Below are 18,617 nucleotides of genomic sequence, written 5' to 3' on the forward strand. Positions count from 1 at the left end.
ATGGAACATGCATAAATTAACTTTCCCAGTATCTGCACAGTGCGAAACCCTCTGGGGCACAAGTGAATTCGCACCTACAACCTGAGTTATTTCATGCTCATCACTATGCTGCTTTATAGCTCTCTGGTCGCGCTGAATTTAATATCAGGCCAGCGTTCTTCAGTCAGTTGCAGGTTGACCCGACTGTTGGCCAGATAAACCAGATAACCGCCGCCGTCTTCGGCCAGGTTGTCGAAAGCTTTATTCCTGAACTCCTCCAGTTTGCTGGGCTTGTCCGAACTGACCCAGCGCACCGTCGAAACAGACACGGCGTCGTACACGCATTCGACGTTGTATTCGGCTTTCAACCGGTAGGCGGTCACGTCGAACTGCAGCACGCCCACAGCGCCCAGGATCAGATCATTGTTTTTCAGCGGCCTGAATAACTGCGTCGCGCCTTCCTCGGTCAACTGCACGAGGCCTTTTTGCAGGGCTTTAGCTCTCAGCGGGTCTTTCAGCACCACGCGGCGGAACAATTCCGGCGCGAAATACGGTATGCCGCCGTATTTGAGGACTTCGCCCTGTGTAAAGGTATCGCCGACCTGAATCGTGCCGTGATTGTGCAAGCCGATGATATCGCCCGGATAGGCTTCCTCGACGCTTTTGCGCGTGTCGGCCTGAAACGTGATCGCATTGGCGACCTGAATGTTTTTGCCGATGCGGACATGGTTGATCTTCATGCCTTTATCGAACTTGCCGGAGCAGACGCGCAGGAAGGCCACGCGGTCGCGGTGCGCGGGGTCCATATTGGCCTGGACCTTGAATACGAAGCCGCTGAATTTATCTTCTTCGGGCGAAACGGCGCGTTGTATGGCTTCGCGCGGTCTGGGCGATGGCGCATATTCGGCGAACGCATCGAGCAATTCCAGAATGCCGAAGTTGTTGATGGCGGAACCGAAAAAGACGGGCGTCTGTCTGCCGGCCAGATATTCATCCAGATCGAACTCGTGGCTGGCGCCTTTCACCAGGTCGATTTCGTCCCGTAATTCTTGCGCCTGATCTTGCAGCAGTTCATCCAGCTTCGGATTGTCCAGGCCTTTTATGATTTCGGCTTCGGCGATTCTGCCGCCATGCTGCGGGCTAAACAGATGAATTTCATCCTTGTACAGATGATAAACCCCTTTAAAACGCTTGCCCATGCCGATAGGCCAGGTCATGGGCGCGCAATTGATTTTCAGGACATCCTCGACCTCGTCCATCAAGTCAATCGGCTCGCGCCCTTCCCGGTCCAGCTTATTGATGAAGGTCAGAATGGGCGTTGTACGCAGTCGGCAGACTTCCATCAGGTTGATGGTTCTTTCCTCGACACCCTTGGCGACGTCTATGACCATCAGAGCCGAATCGACGGCCGTCAGCGTCCGGTAGGTGTCCTCGGAGAAGTCTTCGTGCCCGGGGGTGTCAAGCAAATTGATAATGCAGTCTTTATGCTCGAACTGCATGACCGAGGTCGTAACGGAGATCCCCCTTTCCTTTTCCATTTCCATCCAGTCAGACGTAGCATGGCGCGCGGCTTTTCGCCCTTTTACGGAGCCGGCCAACTGAATGGCGCCGCCGAACAGCAACAGTTTTTCGGTCAGTGTGGTTTTACCTGCGTCAGGGTGTGAAATAATGGCGAATGTGCGCCGACGCCGCAGTTCTGAAAGTAATTCTGACATGCCTTTGATTTAGTGGAATTTGCTAAGAAAACTGCCAATTATAACTTATTATTCAATGTGATGTATTTTCAATATAATGCATCAATCTAATGACAGGAGTTTTTATGATTTTTCTTCAGCGTTTTATTTTAATTGGTTCAGTGTTCTCTTTGACTGCCTGCTCAAGTATGTATTACGGCGGTCTGGAAAAAATAGGGATTCCTAAACGCGAGGTCATGGTTTATCGGGTGGAGAAGGCTCGCGATACGCAGGAAGAAACCAAGGAGCAATTCAAGTCGGCGCTGGAACAATTCACTGTCCTGACTAATTTTAAAGGCGGAGATCTTGAGGCGACCTACAACAAGCTCAACAGTGAATACGAGGATAGCGTCAGAAAAGCCGAGGAAGTCAGAAAGCGCATCAGCGACATCGAGGACGTTTCCGGCGCACTATTCAGCGAATGGGAAAGTGAGTTAAGTCAATACAGCAATGCCTCGCTGAAGCGCAGCAGCCAGCAGAAATTGACGGCGACCAAAGCGCACTACAAGCAACTTATCACCGCCATGAAACGCGCTGAAGCAAAAATGGAGCCGGTGTTAAGCGTGTTCAAGGATCAGGTCTTATATTTAAAACACAACCTGAATGCTCAGGCGATCGCTTCGTTAAAAGGGCAATTGGGCCTGGTGCAATCCGATGTATCGGCCTTGATTGCGGCCATGGAGAAGTCGATTCATGAAGCCAATGCCTTCATTAAAACCATAGATAGGCAATAAGCCCCTACCCCCTGCGCAGCATTTCGGCTGCACAGGGGGTAGCACATTACTTTCGGGTCTGGGTTCGCCAGAACTGGACTATTTCATCGACATTCAGATCGGCCGGACCTTCCCGCCAGCTGGTAAAATAATCAACGTCGTTACTTTTCGGTTCCGGATTAGGCCGATAGATCTGCACGCGCGTCGGTAACGGCGCCGCCTCACCCAGCACCAGCGCCTCGCCCCTGCCTAGAGAACTCAGGATGTCGGTTAAATCGCCTTCGGCTTCAGGAACCAGTCGTCTAATGTAGGCCTGGTCGTCCGGATTCGATGTACGCAAACAGATAAATGAACTGCATTGCGACAGCATCGTTTCCGACAATTCGGTAGGCCGCTGGCTGACAACGCCAATCGATACACCGTATTTACGCCCTTCCTTGGCGATACGTTCCATCATCTTCTTAGTGCCTTCGAATGGGCCGTTCTTCTCTCTGGGAATATAGGCATGCGCCTCTTCGCAGATTAGTGTGATCGGAAAATCACGCCGACGCGGATTCCAGTAATTGAATTCATACGCCAGGCGGCCAACCTGGGCGGAAACAGCCGGCCTGACGTCGGTCGGCACGGAACTTAAATCGACCACGGTAATATTGGCTTTCTTATTGCCGAGTCCGACAAACTGCCGCAGCAAATCGGACATACTTTCGGAATTGTTGCGTATTTTCGGTTTCAGCAGGAAATCATAACGGACGTCGTTGAACCGGCTTTGCATTCTGATCAGGAATTCGTCGAATTGGCCGAACAAGGCGCCCTGCACTTTGCCGAAGTCTTTCCGCTCTTCGTTGGCGGCCTTGAATTGCATGTACATCTCGGCCAATGAGAAATAAATCGGCGTATCGATCGACACCGTCGACAAGCCGATCCTTTTGGCTTCCTTGCGTTTGAGTTGCTGCAACACTTCGCGCAGGAATGACATTTGCAACGTGGCGCCTTTGTCGTCCCGGTCTATGAACAAATCGACCAGTTCGGCATAGGTCATCATCCAGTACGGCATTTCCATTTCCATGGCATCGACATAATTGACCAGCTCGTCGGGAAACGCCGATTGAATCATACCGTCATTATCTTTCCAGCAATACTCGCCGTGCAGGTCCAGCATGATGATATGGCTTTTGGGCATCGCCTTGATCGTATTCTGAATCAGACTCGTGACGGTCCATGACTTACCCGAGCCCGACTGCCCGACGATGGCGAAATGGCGGCCAAAAAGCGCGCGCGGATCCAAGCTTAAGTGATAATCTTTATGCGAGGCCAGTTGGCCGATAAAAAATTTGTACTCGCGAAACTTCGAGAAAATAGCGTTGATTTCATTTAAGCCCACCGCATAGACTTTCGCGCCCGGTGTCGGGTAATGGCGCACACCTCGAATGAAAGTACCGTCGCTCTGAATCTCGCCGACGGGAATCAGAGAGATAAACCGGTCCGACTTGCGTCTGTCGTCATTGTCGAAGTGGTCTTTTTCCCACATCTTGAAGACCAGCGCCAGAACGCCGATATTGGCCTGCCGGATAACGACATAAGATCCGATATGACCAGCCAGTATTTCTTCGTCGCCTACTTTGATGATAGGTGAGTCGTTTGAATGCTCTTCGGTTATTCTGGCATCCATGCCGTCGCCACGGACTTCGGATAAATAGCCGATCAGGATATCGGATTGTTGCTCGGACATTGTCATACTCGTCTATGAAATAAATATAACAAGCTTAGTCCAGTTTCCGAAAGGCACAAGACATAAGGCATCAGGCGAAAACCCTATTGTCCCTCATTTGGATGTTTTTGAATAAGGACGCTCAGGAATCAGCGCTTAGGGGTTAATCACTTTTCATCGATCCATTCATAAAGCTCTGTCAAAGCCGGATCGCATTTGCAACAACTGGTGCCACAGGATGATTCCAGCGGCATTTTACGAACTCTGCCTTTGCTGACCCATTTGTTCAGCATACCGCGCAGCGCATCGGCATCGGTGCCAAAATGATTAACCAGGTCTATCAGGGCAACCCGGCGCTGCTGTTGTAAATAGCTTCTCAAATCAGACAGTATCACTATAAGGCTCCCGCGTAATTCTTGCGCCGCTATTTCTTCCGAATAACCACAAGCCGAACAGCACCGACCCAAAGGCCAGTATCAATCCTGCCATCCAGGCCAGGGAATATTCAGGATGCCGACTGTAAGTCATGGCTTGGTAAAAGACAGTGGCCGTCATATAAGCCATGCCTGTGGTCCAGAACACGACAAACACTGTCCAGCCCAGACTGGTTTCCCTATAGATGGCGGCAGTCGCTGCCACACAAGGCGCATACAATAAAATGAATAACAAATAGGCAAAGGCTCCGGACTGACCGTCAAAACTGTTTTGCATGGCCGCAAAGGTACCGGTATTGACCTTCTGCTCACTGGCGGCTGAATCGATATCACTGACCTTGCCAATATTCAGTCCCAACGGGTCCAGTAGATTATCAGCCACAGCCTTCAAGTTTTCAGGCACGGTCAGGCAGGCGCTGACCAAAGACTCTTTAAGATCAAACTCTGCCTTATCTGTCGCATCCTGTTCAGACGTTCCGAGTTGGCTGTATAAAGCGTCAAGGGTTCCGACCACAGCCTCTTTTGCCAATACGCCGGTAAAAATACCGACCGTTGCCGGCCAATTGTCATTATCAATGCCCATCGGTTTAAAAGCCGGGGTCAGACTTCGGCCGATCTCGCTCAACACTGATTTATCGCTGTTTTCCTGGCCAAAGCTGCCATCCGTGCCCCAGGCATTAAGAAAGTTGAGCACCAGCACCATGGGTACAATAACCTTGCCCGCATTGAATAAAAAGGATTTAAGCCGGTCCCAGGTCCGGATAAAAACTCCGTTCAGAGTCGGCATATGGTAGGTCGGCAATTCCATGATAAATGGTGCGGATTCGCCTTTAAATAGTGTATGGCGCATGATCAAGCCAGTCAGTACAGCCACGATGATGCCCAACAGGTACAAACCGAAAACCAGATTCTGGCCGCCGACGGGAAAGAAGGCCGCTGCAAACAAGGCATAAACAGGCAATCTGGCGCCGCAAGACATGAACGGATTCATCAAATTAGTGAGAATTCTGTCGCGCTGATTTTCTAGGGTCCGCGTCGCCATAATGGCCGGCACATTACAGCCGAAACCGACGATCATCGGAACGAAGGATTTACCCGGCAATCCGATCATGCGCATGAACCGATCCATGACAAAAGCCGCCCTGGCCATATAGCCCGAATCCTCCAGAGCCGAAAGAAACATGAACAGAAAGCCGACGATAGGAATAAAAGTAGCGACGACTTGGATGCCTCCACCAATGCCGTTAGCCAACATGACGATTAACCATTCGGGCCAATTCAGCGCCGTCAGCACCTGGCTTAAGCCATCGACCAATAAGGCACCTACTGCTTGATCAAAAAAATCAACAAAAGCGCTGCCGATATTTATCGTGAACATGAACATCGCGTACATGACCAGCAAAAAAACCGGAATGCCCAGAAATCTATTCAGGACGATATGGTCGATTTTATCGGTCGTGTGCCGGCTGATTTCATGCAGTTTGCAGACTGCCCCCTGGGTCAGCTGGTTGACAAACCCGTAGCGGGCATCGGCGGCAAGGATATCGATTTCATCGTCTGCCATCGCTTCTACCCTCCGCTGCAATTTTAATACTTCGGGCAATAGCTCGTTGCCTGCCAACCGTTTGGCCAACGTATCGTCTTCCAGCAATCGAACGGCCAGCCAGCGCCGATCACACTGATGCTGTTCCGCTGCATCAAGCAGGAATGATGACAGGTCGTCGATAGCCTGCTCTAATGCAGGCGGATACGTTATTTTTACGGTCGGCACCGGCTTCGCCATAGCCGAGCTGTTGATGGCCGCTTTTAAAGCTTTAATGCCACCTTTCGTCGAGGCGCTGATGGGAATTACAGGGCAGCCTAATTGCTCGGCAAGAAAATCAACATCAATTTTAACGCCTCGCTGCTTAACGACGTCCATCATATTGAGCACTAAAATCATCGGTACCCGCATTTCGATCAACTGCGAGGTTAGATAAAGATTTCTTTCTATACTGGACGCATCGATGATATTGATGATTAAGTCGGCTTCCTTGGATGCCACATAATCGCGCGCGACTTTCTCATCCAAAGAGACTTGATCATCAGCGGCTTCTAGAGAATAGGTTCCCGGTAAATCAACCAGTTCAATAACCTTATTATCGAATATATATTCGCCGGTTTTTTTCTCGACTGTAACGCCTGGCCAATTGCCAACATACTGCCTGGCGCCGGTGAGAGCATTGAAAAGTGTGGTCTTGCCGCAATTGGGATTGCCTACCACGCCCACCGTGAAATCGGCTCTCATCAAATTTTCTCTATCAGCAGAATCGCGGCTTCATCCTTACGCAGGGTCAATGAAAACCCGCGCAGTTTGATTTCAACCGGATCACCCATGGGAGCAAAGCGGGTAATACTAAAATCGGTACCCGGCGTCAATCCCATAGCCAGCAATCGTTTACGATAGGCTTTACCTGATGCGTCAAAGCCGACTATTTTCCCTGAGTCTCCAACAGCAAGATTTTTTAAGCGTAACCACATAATTTAGCCTTGGGTATTAGGAGTTGTTGAAACATGCAAATGGAACAGACTCTAATCAATAATCGTTCTCATTAAGAATGACTATATCACAATAACCTAACACACTCAAAAACTCGTATTCCATTACTATGGATCAAATCAATTTTCACCGACTTTTTCAGTGATCAGATGAAAAATGAGAGAATAAAATGAAAGGTCAGAGGAACCACAAAGGCATGGCTAAATTTTAGCAATTTTTAGTTTAAATAAAAGCGAACCGAGACTTCAGCAGCAAGATCAAAAAGCTAGCGATACTGTCGACAAATAGCTCAAGAATGAGCGCCAGCATTAGAGAAATCAAGAAAGGCGGTGAAATATAAATTTATTTGCACCGGAGATGTGGAAATTGAATAAAGAAAAATCAACGCAATGAAAAAACATCAGAAAAATTAATACTCTAACAGCTATTATAATTTCCGGCTTGATTCATTGCGCTGATGGTTATTCAATCAATTATTTTGCATTTTCCGCGCGACTCATCAACTCTGTCGCGAAGTTCTTTGCCCGGTTTGAAATGCGGTACATATTTTTTTGCTAATGCCACAGAATCACCCGTTTTAGGATTACGACCCATGCGCGGCGGGCGTAAATGCAGGGAAAAACTGCCAAAACCTCTAATCTCAATGCGTTCACCGGAGGATAATGCCTGATTCATTTTCTCAATGATGCATTTTACTGCCAGTTCCACATCTTTTTGTGCAAGATGAGGTTGTTGTCTAGCAAGCGCTTCAATCAATTCGGATTTTGTCACATTCTATCCTGTGCAAATAAAATCAAAAGGGGTATGCATGACCGCATACCCCGTATAGTTTTTATTTTTCCATTTGTTTAAAGATATCGCCTAGGGTAGGCGTACCAGCTGATTGCTGGGAATAATCCTTAATAGCATGAGACTCTTCGTCCTGATCTTTAGCTTTAATGGATAAAGAAATAGTTTTGCTTTTCTTATCCACACCGATGAATTTAGCTTCAAGCGTATCGCCTTCTTTCAGGAAGGTGCGTGCATCTTCGACGCGATCGCGTTGAATCTCGGAAGCCCGTAAATAGCCTTCGACATGATCTACTAATGTGACAACGGCGCCTTTGGCATCAACTTCTTTGACAGTTCCGGTGACCAGGCTGCCTTTCTCGTGAGTCGCCAGGAAGTTTTGGAACGGATCCTGCTCAAGCTGTTTGATACCCAGAGAGATACGCTCACGCTCGGAATCAACCGCTAAAATAACAGTTTCCAGCTCGTCGCCTTTTTTGAATTCGCGGACAGCTGCTTCGCCGTCATCTGCCCAAGAGATGTCGGACATATGCACCAGACCATCAATGCCGCCTTCCAGACCGATAAAGATACCAAAATCAGTGATCGATTTAATTTTGCCTGAAATCTTGTCGCCTTTGTTATGAGTCGCCGCAAATTCATCCCAAGGGTTGGTTTTGCATTGTTTCATGCCCAGAGAAATACGACGACGCTCTTCGTCGATCTCCAGCACCATGACTTCAACTTCATCGCCCAACTGTACGATCTTGGATGGGTTAACGTTTTTGTTAGTCCAATCCATTTCAGACACGTGCACCAGACCTTCCACGCCTTCTTCGATTTCAACGAAGCAACCGTAATCAGTCAGATTGTTCACTTTACCGAATACGCGGGTTCCGGCAGGGTAACGACGGTTAATGTTTTGCCATGGATCTTCACCCATTTGTTTCATGCCTAATGAAACACGGTTTTTGTCTTTGTCGTATTTCAAGACTTTAACCTGGATTTCCTGACCGATTTCGACACACTCGGAAGGATGACGCACACGACGCCATGCCATATCGGTAATGTGCAACAGACCGTCAATACCGCCCAGATCGATAAATGCACCGTAATCGGTCAGGTTTTTAACCACACCGGTAACGATTGCACCTTCTTCCAGGGTCTTCAGTAATTCTTCTCTTTCCGCGCTGTATTCTTTTTCTACAACTGCACGACGTGACAGAACGACGTTATTGCGTTTCTGGTCGATCTTGATAACTTTGAATTCCAGATCACGATTTTCCAGGAAAGTCGTGTCTCTGATTGGGCGCACATCAACCAATGATCCTGGCAGAAACGCACGTAATGCACCGACAGCAACGGTGAAACCACCGCGTACTTTACCGGTAATACGACCGGTAATCGTAGCTTCTTTTTCAAATGCAGTTTCCAGTTCAGACCAAGCTTTGTTTTTCTTCGCTTTATCTCGGGAAAGAAGTGTAGCGCCTAAACCATCTTCAAATAAATCAAGGGCAACTTCGATCTCGTCACCGACTTTAACTTCCAGTTCGCCGTCATTATTCAAAAACTGCCATTTTGGAATGACACCTTCTGATTTAGAGTGAGTACTAACGATGATCATATCGTTTTCGATATCGACCACGGTACCCATTAACATGGCGCCAGGACGCATTTCTGTTTTGGTTAGACTTTCTTCAAATAATTCCGCAAAGCTTTCGCTCATTTTCAATTTTCCCAAGCCTGTTAAAATTCGAACAAGCCTTCTCGTTGTCAAAGTTAAAAAAATGCTGCATATAATGCATGCAGCTGTAAAAAAATCCTTAACGGATCAAATTTAGTATCTCTTCAATGACCGAATCAATTGTCATATCAGAGGAATCAATATAAAGCGCATCGCTAGCCATGGCCAATGGAGCCGTTTTTCGTTCCGTGTCACGACGGTCGCGCTCTTCTATCTCATTTGTCAAGAGCGAAAGGTTAGCATCAATTCCTTTTTCTATCAACTGTTTATATCGTCTTTGGGCTCTTTCGGTAGCGCTGGCCGTTAAAAATACCTTTATTTCGGCATCAGGAAAAACCACAGTCCCCATATCGCGTCCATCAGCCACCAGCCCCGGCATTTTCCTGAAATCCCTTTGTTTTTGTAGCAACACGCGGCGCACTTCCGGTAAAGCGGCAATAACTGAAGCCGCATTGCCTGTACTTTCAAGGCCCAGTTGAGAGGTAATATCCTCGCCATCGAGCTTGACGACCAACTCATCATCACACTCAAACTCTAACGACATGGATTGCGCTGTTTTTACAATCCCGGGCTCATTAGTCAGTTCGACATTCTGCTTTAATACGGCAATTGCCAATGAGCGGTAAATAGAGCCGCTATCGAGATAATGCCAACCCAGTTTTTTTGCCACGGCCCGACTGACCGTGCCTTTACCTGCCCCGCTAGGCCCGTCGATCGTTAGAACCGGTATAGCCATTACATTTCTCCACAAACCAGATCGAGCCCCAGACTCTTGACCAGATCCTTGAATTCCGGAAAAGACGTATTCACATTCTCGCAATCATGAATGGTAATAGGCGTGGCAGCGCGCAGTCCGGCGATTGAAAAAGACATCGCGATGCGGTGATCGCCATGTGAGATCACTTCGCCGCCGCCTATCGGCCCGCCCTGAATAATCATGCCGTCCGCCGTAGGTTGCGCATTGATGCCCAAAATTTGCAGGCCATCGGCCATCACCTGAATCCGGTCCGATTCCTTAACCCGGAGTTCTTCCGCGCCTGTCAAACGTGTTTGTCCTTCCGCGCAGGCAGCGGCTATGAATAGCACAGGAAATTCGTCGATAGCCAGCGGCACCAGCGCTTCCGGTATTTCGATGCCTTTTAACGGGCTGTAAACCACATGCAGATCAGCCACCGGCTCGCCGCCAACAACACGCTCGTTAAGCACTTCGATACGAGCGCCCATCAGCTTCAGAATATCGATCACGCCAGTACGCGTCGGATTAATGCCGACGTGTCTTAACAACAGGTCAGAACCCGGCGCGATGGAAGCTCCGACCAGGAAGAATGCCGCCGATGAAATATCGCTGGGCACGTCGATATCGGCCGCCTTCAGATACCCGTCGGAATTAATGCTGACCTTGCTTCCCTGCTGTTTTACAGGGTAGGAAAAACCTGCCAGCATACGCTCGGTATGATCGCGTGTCGGGGCGGGTTCGGTCACGCTGGTTTCGCCTTGCGCATACATACCGGCCAGCAACAGGCATGATTTGACCTGGGCACTGGCCATCGGCATGACATAATCGATGCCGGTCAATTGCCCTGCCTTGCCGGTAATATGCAAAGGCGCCGTGCCCTTCTCTGTCGTTTTGATATCGGCGCCCATCGCCGCCAATGGCTCGGTGACCCGCTTCATGGGTCTTCCTGATAGTGATTTATCGCCCGTCAGGACCGAATTGAAAGGCTGTCCTGCCAATAAGCCGCTCAACAGACGCATGGAGGTACCCGAATTGCCAAGGTACAGTTCCTTCTCAGGCGCTTTCAAGCCGTGCTTGCCGACGCCGTGAATTGTCAGTTCGCCATTGACCGGCCCGTCAATCTGGACGCCCATATCACGGAAAGCCTGCAATGTTGCCAATGCGTCTTCCGCTTCAAGAAAGCCCTTGACGTGCGTCACGCCTTCAGCCAGTGCGCCCAGCATAATCGAGCGGTGCGAGATGGATTTATCGCCCGGCACGCGCGCCTCACCCTGCAATCTGCCGCCCGGCTGTACTTTAAATGTTATTGTTTTCGACATTATTACCTTCAAACTGATCAAGAAAGCGTTGCCGCGCATTTCGGGCATACGTGAAAGTTTCAAAAAGCTGCCGGCTGTCATCGTTTGCCAGCATCTGTTCTATTTTATCCAGCTCACTCTTCAATTGTTGAATTAACGGAATGATTTGGTCCTTATTGGCCGAGCAGATATCCAGCCACATGGTCGGATCGCTGGAGGCAATACGTGTAAAGTCCCTGAAGCCGCCGGCGGCATACTTGAAGATTTCGCTTTGCTCATCCTTGCGTCCGAGCATGTCCACCAATGAATACGCCAGAACATGAGGCAAATGGCTGGTCGCCGCCAAAATCGCATCATGGTGGTCAACATCCATGATGGATACAGAAGAACCCAGGCCTTCCCAGAAATGCTGGATTGTCTGCAATGCATCCAATCGGGTATTTTCGACTGGCGTGATAATCAGGCGCTTGTTCAGAAACAAATCGTCCACAGCGGCTTCCACGCCGCTTTGCTCCGCCCCGGCAATAGGATGGGCCGGCACCAGATTATCCGGCACGGCACCAAAAACCTGCCTTGCCGCAACAATGACGCTGCCCTTGGTGCTGCCTACGTCGGTATAAATGGCTTTTCCCGTCCAGAACGGCTTCAGCAAAGCCAGAATACTGGGCATCGAGCCGACAGGCGTGGCAATCACGACGCAGTCGGTATCTTCCAGCGCCTTCTCGATATTCAGATAATAATCATCGATGACCTGCAGCCGTTTCGCCGTCTGCAGATTGTTTAAATCCTGCTCGCGTCCATAGCCGACAATCTGCTTGCTTAATCCGTACCGCCTTGCAGCCCGCGCCATGGAGCCGCCGATCAGGCCGACACCGATAATACAAAGTCGGTTAAACATTGTTTAACACATCTGTTAACGCATCGAGAAAAATCCGATTTTCCTCTTCTGTACCTATGCTGATACGCAAATGGCTGGGCATTTCGTAATTGGCTATGGGCCTGACAATCACGCCTTTTCTCAGCAAGGTTTCATAAGCTGGCTGTCCGGGCTGTTTTAAATCAACCGAAACGAAGTTGCCATGTGAAGGAATCCACTCCAGCCCTAGCGTTTTGAAACCGTTCGTTAACTGCTGCATGCCTTGCGTATTGACGGCGATCGTGCGCTGCAGATGCTCAGTATCGGATAAAGCGGCTTCCGCAGCCGCCAAAGCCAGCATATTGTTATTGAAGGGCTGCCGCACCCGATTCAGTATATCGGCAAGTTCGGGGCTCGATAAGCCGTAACCTACGCGCAATCCGGCCAGCCCGTATGCTTTCGAGAAGGTGCGCGTAATCAGCAGGTTTGGGTATTTTTTCAGCCAGCCAATCGAATCGACGGGATCAGTGCTATTGACGAATTCATAATACGCTTCATCGAGCACGCACAGGCAGGTTTCCGGCAAAGCCTTGATAAAACGCTCCAGGCTGGCCTGATCGACCAGTGTTCCGGTCGGATTATTGGGGTTGGCGACAAAAACAAGCCGCGTTTTTTCGGTAACGGCTTGCAGCATCGCATCCAGGTCATGACCGTAATTCACGGCCGGCACGACCACGGCCTTGGCACCGACCGCTTGCGTCACGATCGGATAGACCGCGAAGGCATGTTGTGAGAACACCACCTCCAGTTCCGGCGTTAAAAAAGCGCGGGCGACCAATTCCAGAATCTCATTGGAACCATTGCCCAGCGTGATCTGGCTGGACTCGACGTCATATTTACGAGCCAGCGCCTGCTTCAGGTTAAAGCCATTGCCATCGGGATACAGCGCCAATTGCGGCAAAGTTGCCTGAATGGCATCCAGCGCTTTTTTTCCCGGTCCCAGGGGATTTTCATTGGAAGCCAGCTTGATAATCCGTGCCAGCCCCAGCTCCCGCTCCAGCTCTTCAATCGGTTTGCCGGGGACATAAGGAATAAGTTTTTGAACACCCGGTACGGCAAGATTGTAAATAGTATTAGTGTTATTCATTGATTCTGCTCAAGGCACATCCATAAGATAAAAATTAAAGAACGGCTTTAGGATAAGAGCCCAGGATATTGAGCATATGCACATTGTTTTCCAACAGCGCCAGAGCCTGAGCCACATAGTCATCCTCACAATGACCTTCAATATCGATAAAGAAGACATAATCCCACAAGCCCTGCCGTGAGGGCCGGGATTCGATATGCATCATGCCAATGCCGAATTTTGCAAAAGGTTCCAGGATTTTGTGCAAGGCGCCGGGCTGATTGCCTGTAGAGACCACTAGCGAGGTTTTATCGTTGCCCGTGGAAGCCGATGTTTGCTGGCCGATAATGATAAAGCGCGTCGTATTGTTGGGTTCGTCCTCAATATTCTTTTCCAGAATATTGAGACCATATAGCTCGGCGGCTACCTGACCGGCAATAGCGGCAGCCTGTATCTTGGTCGACACCAGCCTTGCCGCCTCGGCATTGCTGTTGACGGCAATGCGCTGAGCCTGCGGTAAATGCCTATCCAGCCACTGCCGGCATTGGGCCAGCGATTGCTGATGGGAAAAAACCTCGGTAATATCGGCCAGACTCTCCACATTCCCCATCAGGTTGTGGTGCACCCTGATTTCAACCTCGCCGCATATTTTCAGCGGAGACGAGAGAAACCGGTCCAGGGTATGGCTGATTACGCCTTCCGTGGAATTTTCCACCGGCACGACACCGAACTGGCAATTGCCGCTCTCGACCGAATTAAAGATTTCGTTAATGGTGGCGGAAGGCACGGTTTTAACGGCATGCCCGAAATGCTTGAAAGCCGCCTGCTGGGTAAATGTGCCTTCAGGCCCTAAAAAAGCCACATCGAGCGGCTTTTCCAGCGCCAGACACGCTGACATCAATTCCCTGAAAAAACGCATGGCGGTATCATCGGACAAAGGCCCCTTATTTAATTCCTTGATACGTCTCAAGACCAGGGATTCGCGATCAGGCCGGTAAAAAGTGCCATTCTCGCCTTGTGCAATCTTGGTTTTGGCGACTTCCATCGCACAGCACGCGCGCTGATTGATCAATTGCAGAATCTGCTTATCGATCGCATCGATTTTATCTCTTATTTCAGAAAGTGGAGTGACTGAGGTCATTAGGGCGGCTCTCGTTTAATGGGTTCTTTCAAATTCTGCCATAAAATCGCATAGCGCCCGCACGCCCGCCTCAGGCATGGCATTATAGATACTGGCGCGCATGCCGCCGACCGAACGATGCCCTTTTAATTCAAACAAACCGTTCGCTTCGGCCGCCGCAAGAAACGGCTTATCCAGATTCTGATCGGCCAGAATAAACGGCACATTCATTCTTGAACGGCAGGAAGGCTCCACCGGATTCCGATACAAAGACGATTGATCGATAGCCTTATATAACAACTCGGCTTTGGCAATATTGCGCTGTTCGATGGCCTCGACGCCGCCCTGCTCTTTCAACCATTTCAGCACCAGCCCGACCAGATACCAGTTATAAGTAGCCGGCGTGTTCAGCATGGAATGATTTTTTGCCTGTTCGGCATAATTGAAGACCGGAGGCACTTGATTGCCGACATCGCCTGTCAGATCGTCCCTGACGATCACAACCGTCACGCCGGCTGGCCCCATGTTTTTCTGCGTACCGGCGTAAACCAGACCGTATCGGCTCAGATCAAATTTGCGCGATAGAATATTGGAAGACATATCCGAGACCAGCGGCAAACCGTGGCTTTCGGGAATATCGGAAAACTCCACGCCATGAATGGTTTCGTTGGCCGTATAGTGCAGATAAGCCGCCTGCTCATCCAGCACCCAGCCGGCAGCATCGGGAATATTCGTGAAGTTTGACGCCTCCGAGCTCGCGCTGATGATGACCTCGCAATAGTTTTTCGCATCCTGCATGGCTTTTTCCGACCAGGCGCCGGTATTGACATAACAGGCTTTGGTCCTGCCGCGCAGGATATTCTGCGGAATAAACGAAAACTGGGCCGTTGCACCGCCCTGCATGAACAAAACCCTGTAATTGTCGGGAATAGCCAGCAAGGCTCTGAGATCGTTTTCGAGTTCTTCGGCAATGATGGAAAAAAACTTGCCGCGATGACTCATTTCCATGACGGACATGCCGCTGTCGCGCCATTCCATTAATTCTTCCTGAGCCTGACGCAATACCGGCTCGGGAAGCGCCGATGGACCTGCACTGAAATTATAAATTCTGGACATTAGGATTCTTCTCCGGATTCAACTTCATTAGACACTCCCGTTTCCGATTCCATCACATCTTCGTCTTCTTCGTCGGCTAGTCCCCCTTCAATACGATCGACTCCGACGACTTTCTCTTTTTTATCCAGACGAATGACTGTGACACCCTGGGTATTTCTGCCGACGACCGAAATTCCGTCAACGCGCGTACGCACTAGCGTACCGGCATCGGTAATCAGCATAATTTCATCATGATCATTGACCAGTACGGCTCCGACGACTGCACCATTACGCTTCGACGTTTGAATAGCAATCAAGCCCTGGCCGCCGCGTCTGTGGCAGGTGAATTCTTCGAGCCGGGTGCGCTTGCCGAAACCGTTCTCGGTAATGTTCAGCACCGTGCCTTCTGTCGCGATAATCAGAGAGATGACTTTCTGCCCTTCCTGCAACCGGATGCCGCGTACGCCGGACGCTGTTCTGCCCATGGAGCGCACATCGGCTTCATTAAAGCAGACAGCCTTGCCGTCGCTGCTGAATAATAACACGTTCCTCTGGCCGTCGGTCACGTCCACGCCGACCAGAGTATCACTTTCCTTCAAATCAATCGCGATCTTACCGCTGGTGCGTTGACGCTCGAACTCCATCAACGGCGTCTTTTTGACCGTACCGCTGGCCGTTGCCATAAAGATGAATTTATTATCGGAAAACTCCCGGATCGGCAACATCGCATTGATTTTCTCGCCCTGCTCCAGCGGCAATAAATTCACAAACGGCTTGCCGCGCGAGGCCCGGCTAGCTACTGGCAATTGGTAGACTTTAAGCCAGTAAACCTTGCCTGACGACGAGAAGCACAAAATCGTATCGTGCGTATTGGCAACGATCAGCTTGTCGACGAAATCGGTTTCCTTGGTCGCCGTCGCCGACTTGCCGCGGCCGCCGCGCCGCTGAGCCTTGTAATCGCTCAACGGCTGAGCCTTGACGTAACCTTCATGCGACATGGTCACGACCATGTCTTCTTCGGTAATCAAATCCTCATCGGACAAATCCAGATGCGTCTGAATGATTTCAGTACGCCGCTCGTCCGCATATTGTTCCTTGATGGCGACCAGTTCTTCCCTGATGACCTCCATCAGTCGCACATCGCTGCCGAGAATCGCCAGATATTCATCAATCTGTTCCAGCAACTGTTTGTATTCGTTGACGATCTTGTCCTGCTCCAGCCCCGTTAAACGGTGCAGGCGCAGATCGAGAATAGCCTGAGCCTGTGCTTCGGAAAGACGGTAAGCGCCATTGACCAGGCCGAATCCGGGAGGCAAATCCTCGGGCCGTGAACGGTCGGCATCGGCCCGCTCGAGCAGCGAAGAAACCAGTCCTGCGTTCCAGGTTCTGGCCAACAGCCCTTCCTTGGCCACAGCCGGATTGCTGGCGGCCTTGATCAGATCGATCATCTCATCGATATTGGCCAAAGCGACGGCCAGACCTTCCAAAATATGCGCCCGTTCACGCGCCTTGCGCAGATTGTAAATCGTCCTGCGCGTGACGATTTCGCGGCGGTGATCGATGAAAGCATTGAGCACCTCTTTCAGATTCAGGCAGTGCGGGCGCCCGTCCAGCAGCGCCACCATGTTGATGCCGAAAACGGTCTGGAACTGCGTCTGTTTGTAGAGATTGTTCAAGATGACTTCCGGCACTTCGCCGCGGCGCAGCTCGATCACCATACGCATGCCGTCCTTGTCGGACTCGTCACGCAGGCCGGAAATGCCTTCGAGCTTGCCGTCCTTGACCAGTTCGGCGATTTTCTCCAGCAAACGCGCCTTGTTGACCTGATAAGGCAACTCAGTCGCGATAATCGCCTGCCGGCTGCTGTCGCCTATATCTTCGAAATGGCAACGCGCGCGCAAATAAATTTTGCCGCGTCCGGTCGTATAGGCGCTGTAAATGCCGGAAGCGCCATTAATAATGCCCGCGGTAGGGAAATCAGGACCCGGAATATACTGCATCAATTCGTGAATCGTGGTTTCAGGCTGGTCGATCAAGGCCAGACAAGCAGTGATTACTTCGGACAGATTATGCGGCGGTATGTTCGTTGCCATACCGACGGCGATACCGGATGAACCGTTGACCAGCAATGTCGGAATACGCGTCGGCAGTACCGTAGGCTCGGACTCCGATTCGTCATAGTTGGGCGCGAAATTGACGGTTTCCTTGTCGAGATCAGCCAGCAGGTCATGGGCAATTTTCGACATGCGCACTTCGGTGTAACGCATCGCGGCGGGTGAGTCACCATCGACGGAGCCGAAGTTGCCCTGCCCGTCGACCAGCATGTAACGCAAGGAAAAAGGCTGCGCCATGCGAACAATCGTGTCATACACGGCCGTATCGCCATGCGGGTGATATTTACCGATGACGTCGCCGACCACACGCGCCGACTTTTTATAAGGTTTGTTCCAGTCGTTGCCCAGTTCGCTCATCGCATATAAAACACGACGGTGAACCGGCTTAAGACCGTCTCTGGCATCTGGAAGGGCTCGACCTATAATCACGCTCATGGCGTAATCGAGGTACGACTGTTTCATCTCGTCTTCGAGATTGACCGGGATAATTTCTTTAGCGAAGTCTGACATTGATCCGTATATATACGTAAATGCCGCGCACGGAGCGGGCATGATTTTCCTTCATAAAGCAACCGCGCCGCCTTCAAAATTCCTTTTGGCCGACACCGGTTACATGAGATTAATAACCGGTGAATTATAACAAATTATCACTGT

At 50.3% G+C, this 18,617-nt stretch carries 15 protein-coding genes; 1 reads left to right on the plus strand and 14 read right to left on the minus strand.

The window, feature by feature from the left end:
• Positions 1–113: 113 nt before the first annotated feature.
• Positions 114–1,694: a peptide chain release factor 3 gene (locus tag METLU_RS0110565; RefSeq protein WP_027158179.1), complete on the minus strand. Its 1,581-nt coding sequence runs from the start codon at positions 1,692–1,694 to the stop codon at positions 114–116.
• Between the two features lie 104 nt (positions 1,695–1,798).
• On the opposite strand from METLU_RS0110565, the gene METLU_RS0110570 reads away from it, so the two are divergent.
• The gene (locus tag METLU_RS0110570; RefSeq protein ID WP_027158180.1) at positions 1,799–2,446 is read left to right on the plus strand and encodes a DUF2959 domain-containing protein; all 648 of its coding nucleotides are present in this window, start codon (positions 1,799–1,801) and stop codon (positions 2,444–2,446) included.
• Between the two features lie 46 nt (positions 2,447–2,492).
• Here the strand turns inward: METLU_RS0110570 and METLU_RS0110575 are convergent, their stop codons facing one another.
• The 13 genes from METLU_RS0110575 to gyrA all read right to left on the minus strand — a co-directional run bounded on the left by METLU_RS0110575 (position 2,493) and on the right by gyrA (position 18,473).
• Positions 2,493–4,154, minus strand: a complete 1,662-nt coding sequence (locus METLU_RS0110575) for an ATP-binding protein (protein ID WP_027158181.1) — start codon at positions 4,152–4,154, stop codon at positions 2,493–2,495.
• Between the two features lie 146 nt (positions 4,155–4,300).
• Entirely contained in the window at positions 4,301–4,528 is a 228-nt protein-coding gene (locus METLU_RS0110580) for a FeoC-like transcriptional regulator (RefSeq protein WP_027158182.1), read from the minus strand.
• On the minus strand, positions 4,515–6,854 hold the full coding sequence (feoB, locus tag METLU_RS0110585) for a Fe(2+) transporter permease subunit FeoB (protein ID WP_027158183.1): 2,340 nt from the start codon (positions 6,852–6,854) through the stop codon (positions 4,515–4,517). The genes METLU_RS0110580 and feoB overlap by 14 nt, the downstream gene beginning before the upstream one ends.
• Positions 6,854–7,087, minus strand: coding sequence for a FeoA family protein (locus METLU_RS0110590; RefSeq protein ID WP_027158184.1), 234 nt, complete (start codon positions 7,085–7,087; stop codon positions 6,854–6,856). Before METLU_RS0110590 ends, feoB begins: the two co-directional genes overlap by 1 nt.
• A gap of 484 nt (positions 7,088–7,571) precedes the next feature.
• Positions 7,572–7,877, minus strand: a complete 306-nt coding sequence (locus METLU_RS0110595) for an integration host factor subunit beta (protein WP_027158185.1) — start codon at positions 7,875–7,877, stop codon at positions 7,572–7,574.
• A gap of 61 nt (positions 7,878–7,938) precedes the next feature.
• Complete coding sequence (rpsA, locus tag METLU_RS0110600) at positions 7,939–9,600, minus strand: 30S ribosomal protein S1 (RefSeq protein WP_027158186.1); 1,662 nt, start codon at positions 9,598–9,600, stop codon at positions 7,939–7,941.
• 97 nt (positions 9,601–9,697) lie between these two features.
• Positions 9,698–10,354 (minus strand): (d)CMP kinase, encoded by a 657-nt coding sequence (gene cmk, locus METLU_RS0110605; RefSeq protein WP_027158187.1) that lies wholly within the window; start codon positions 10,352–10,354, stop codon positions 9,698–9,700.
• On the minus strand, positions 10,354–11,673 hold the full coding sequence (aroA, locus tag METLU_RS0110610) for a 3-phosphoshikimate 1-carboxyvinyltransferase (protein WP_027158188.1): 1,320 nt from the start codon (positions 11,671–11,673) through the stop codon (positions 10,354–10,356). Before aroA ends, cmk begins: the two co-directional genes overlap by 1 nt.
• The gene (locus METLU_RS0110615) at positions 11,651–12,550 is read right to left on the minus strand and encodes a prephenate dehydrogenase (protein ID WP_027158189.1); all 900 of its coding nucleotides are present in this window, start codon (positions 12,548–12,550) and stop codon (positions 11,651–11,653) included. Before METLU_RS0110615 ends, aroA begins: the two co-directional genes overlap by 23 nt.
• The gene (gene hisC / locus METLU_RS0110620) at positions 12,543–13,655 is read right to left on the minus strand and encodes a histidinol-phosphate transaminase (protein WP_027158190.1); all 1,113 of its coding nucleotides are present in this window, start codon (positions 13,653–13,655) and stop codon (positions 12,543–12,545) included. Before hisC ends, METLU_RS0110615 begins: the two co-directional genes overlap by 8 nt.
• Positions 13,656–13,689: 34 nt before the next feature.
• A complete protein-coding gene (pheA, locus tag METLU_RS0110625; RefSeq protein WP_027158191.1) occupies positions 13,690–14,775 on the minus strand; it encodes a prephenate dehydratase in 1,086 nt (361 codons plus the stop codon).
• A 15-nt stretch (positions 14,776–14,790) separates the two neighbouring features.
• Positions 14,791–15,870, minus strand: a complete 1,080-nt coding sequence (gene serC / locus METLU_RS0110630) for a 3-phosphoserine/phosphohydroxythreonine transaminase (protein WP_027158192.1) — start codon at positions 15,868–15,870, stop codon at positions 14,791–14,793.
• Positions 15,870–18,473, minus strand: coding sequence for a DNA gyrase subunit A (gene gyrA, locus METLU_RS0110635; RefSeq protein WP_027158193.1), 2,604 nt, complete (start codon positions 18,471–18,473; stop codon positions 15,870–15,872). The genes serC and gyrA overlap by 1 nt, the downstream gene beginning before the upstream one ends.
• Positions 18,474–18,617: the final 144 nt, after the last annotated feature.

It is taken from the genome of Methylobacter luteus IMV-B-3098 (genome assembly GCF_000427625.1).
GTDB classification, from domain to species: domain Bacteria; phylum Pseudomonadota; class Gammaproteobacteria; order Methylococcales; family Methylomonadaceae; genus Methylobacter; species Methylobacter luteus.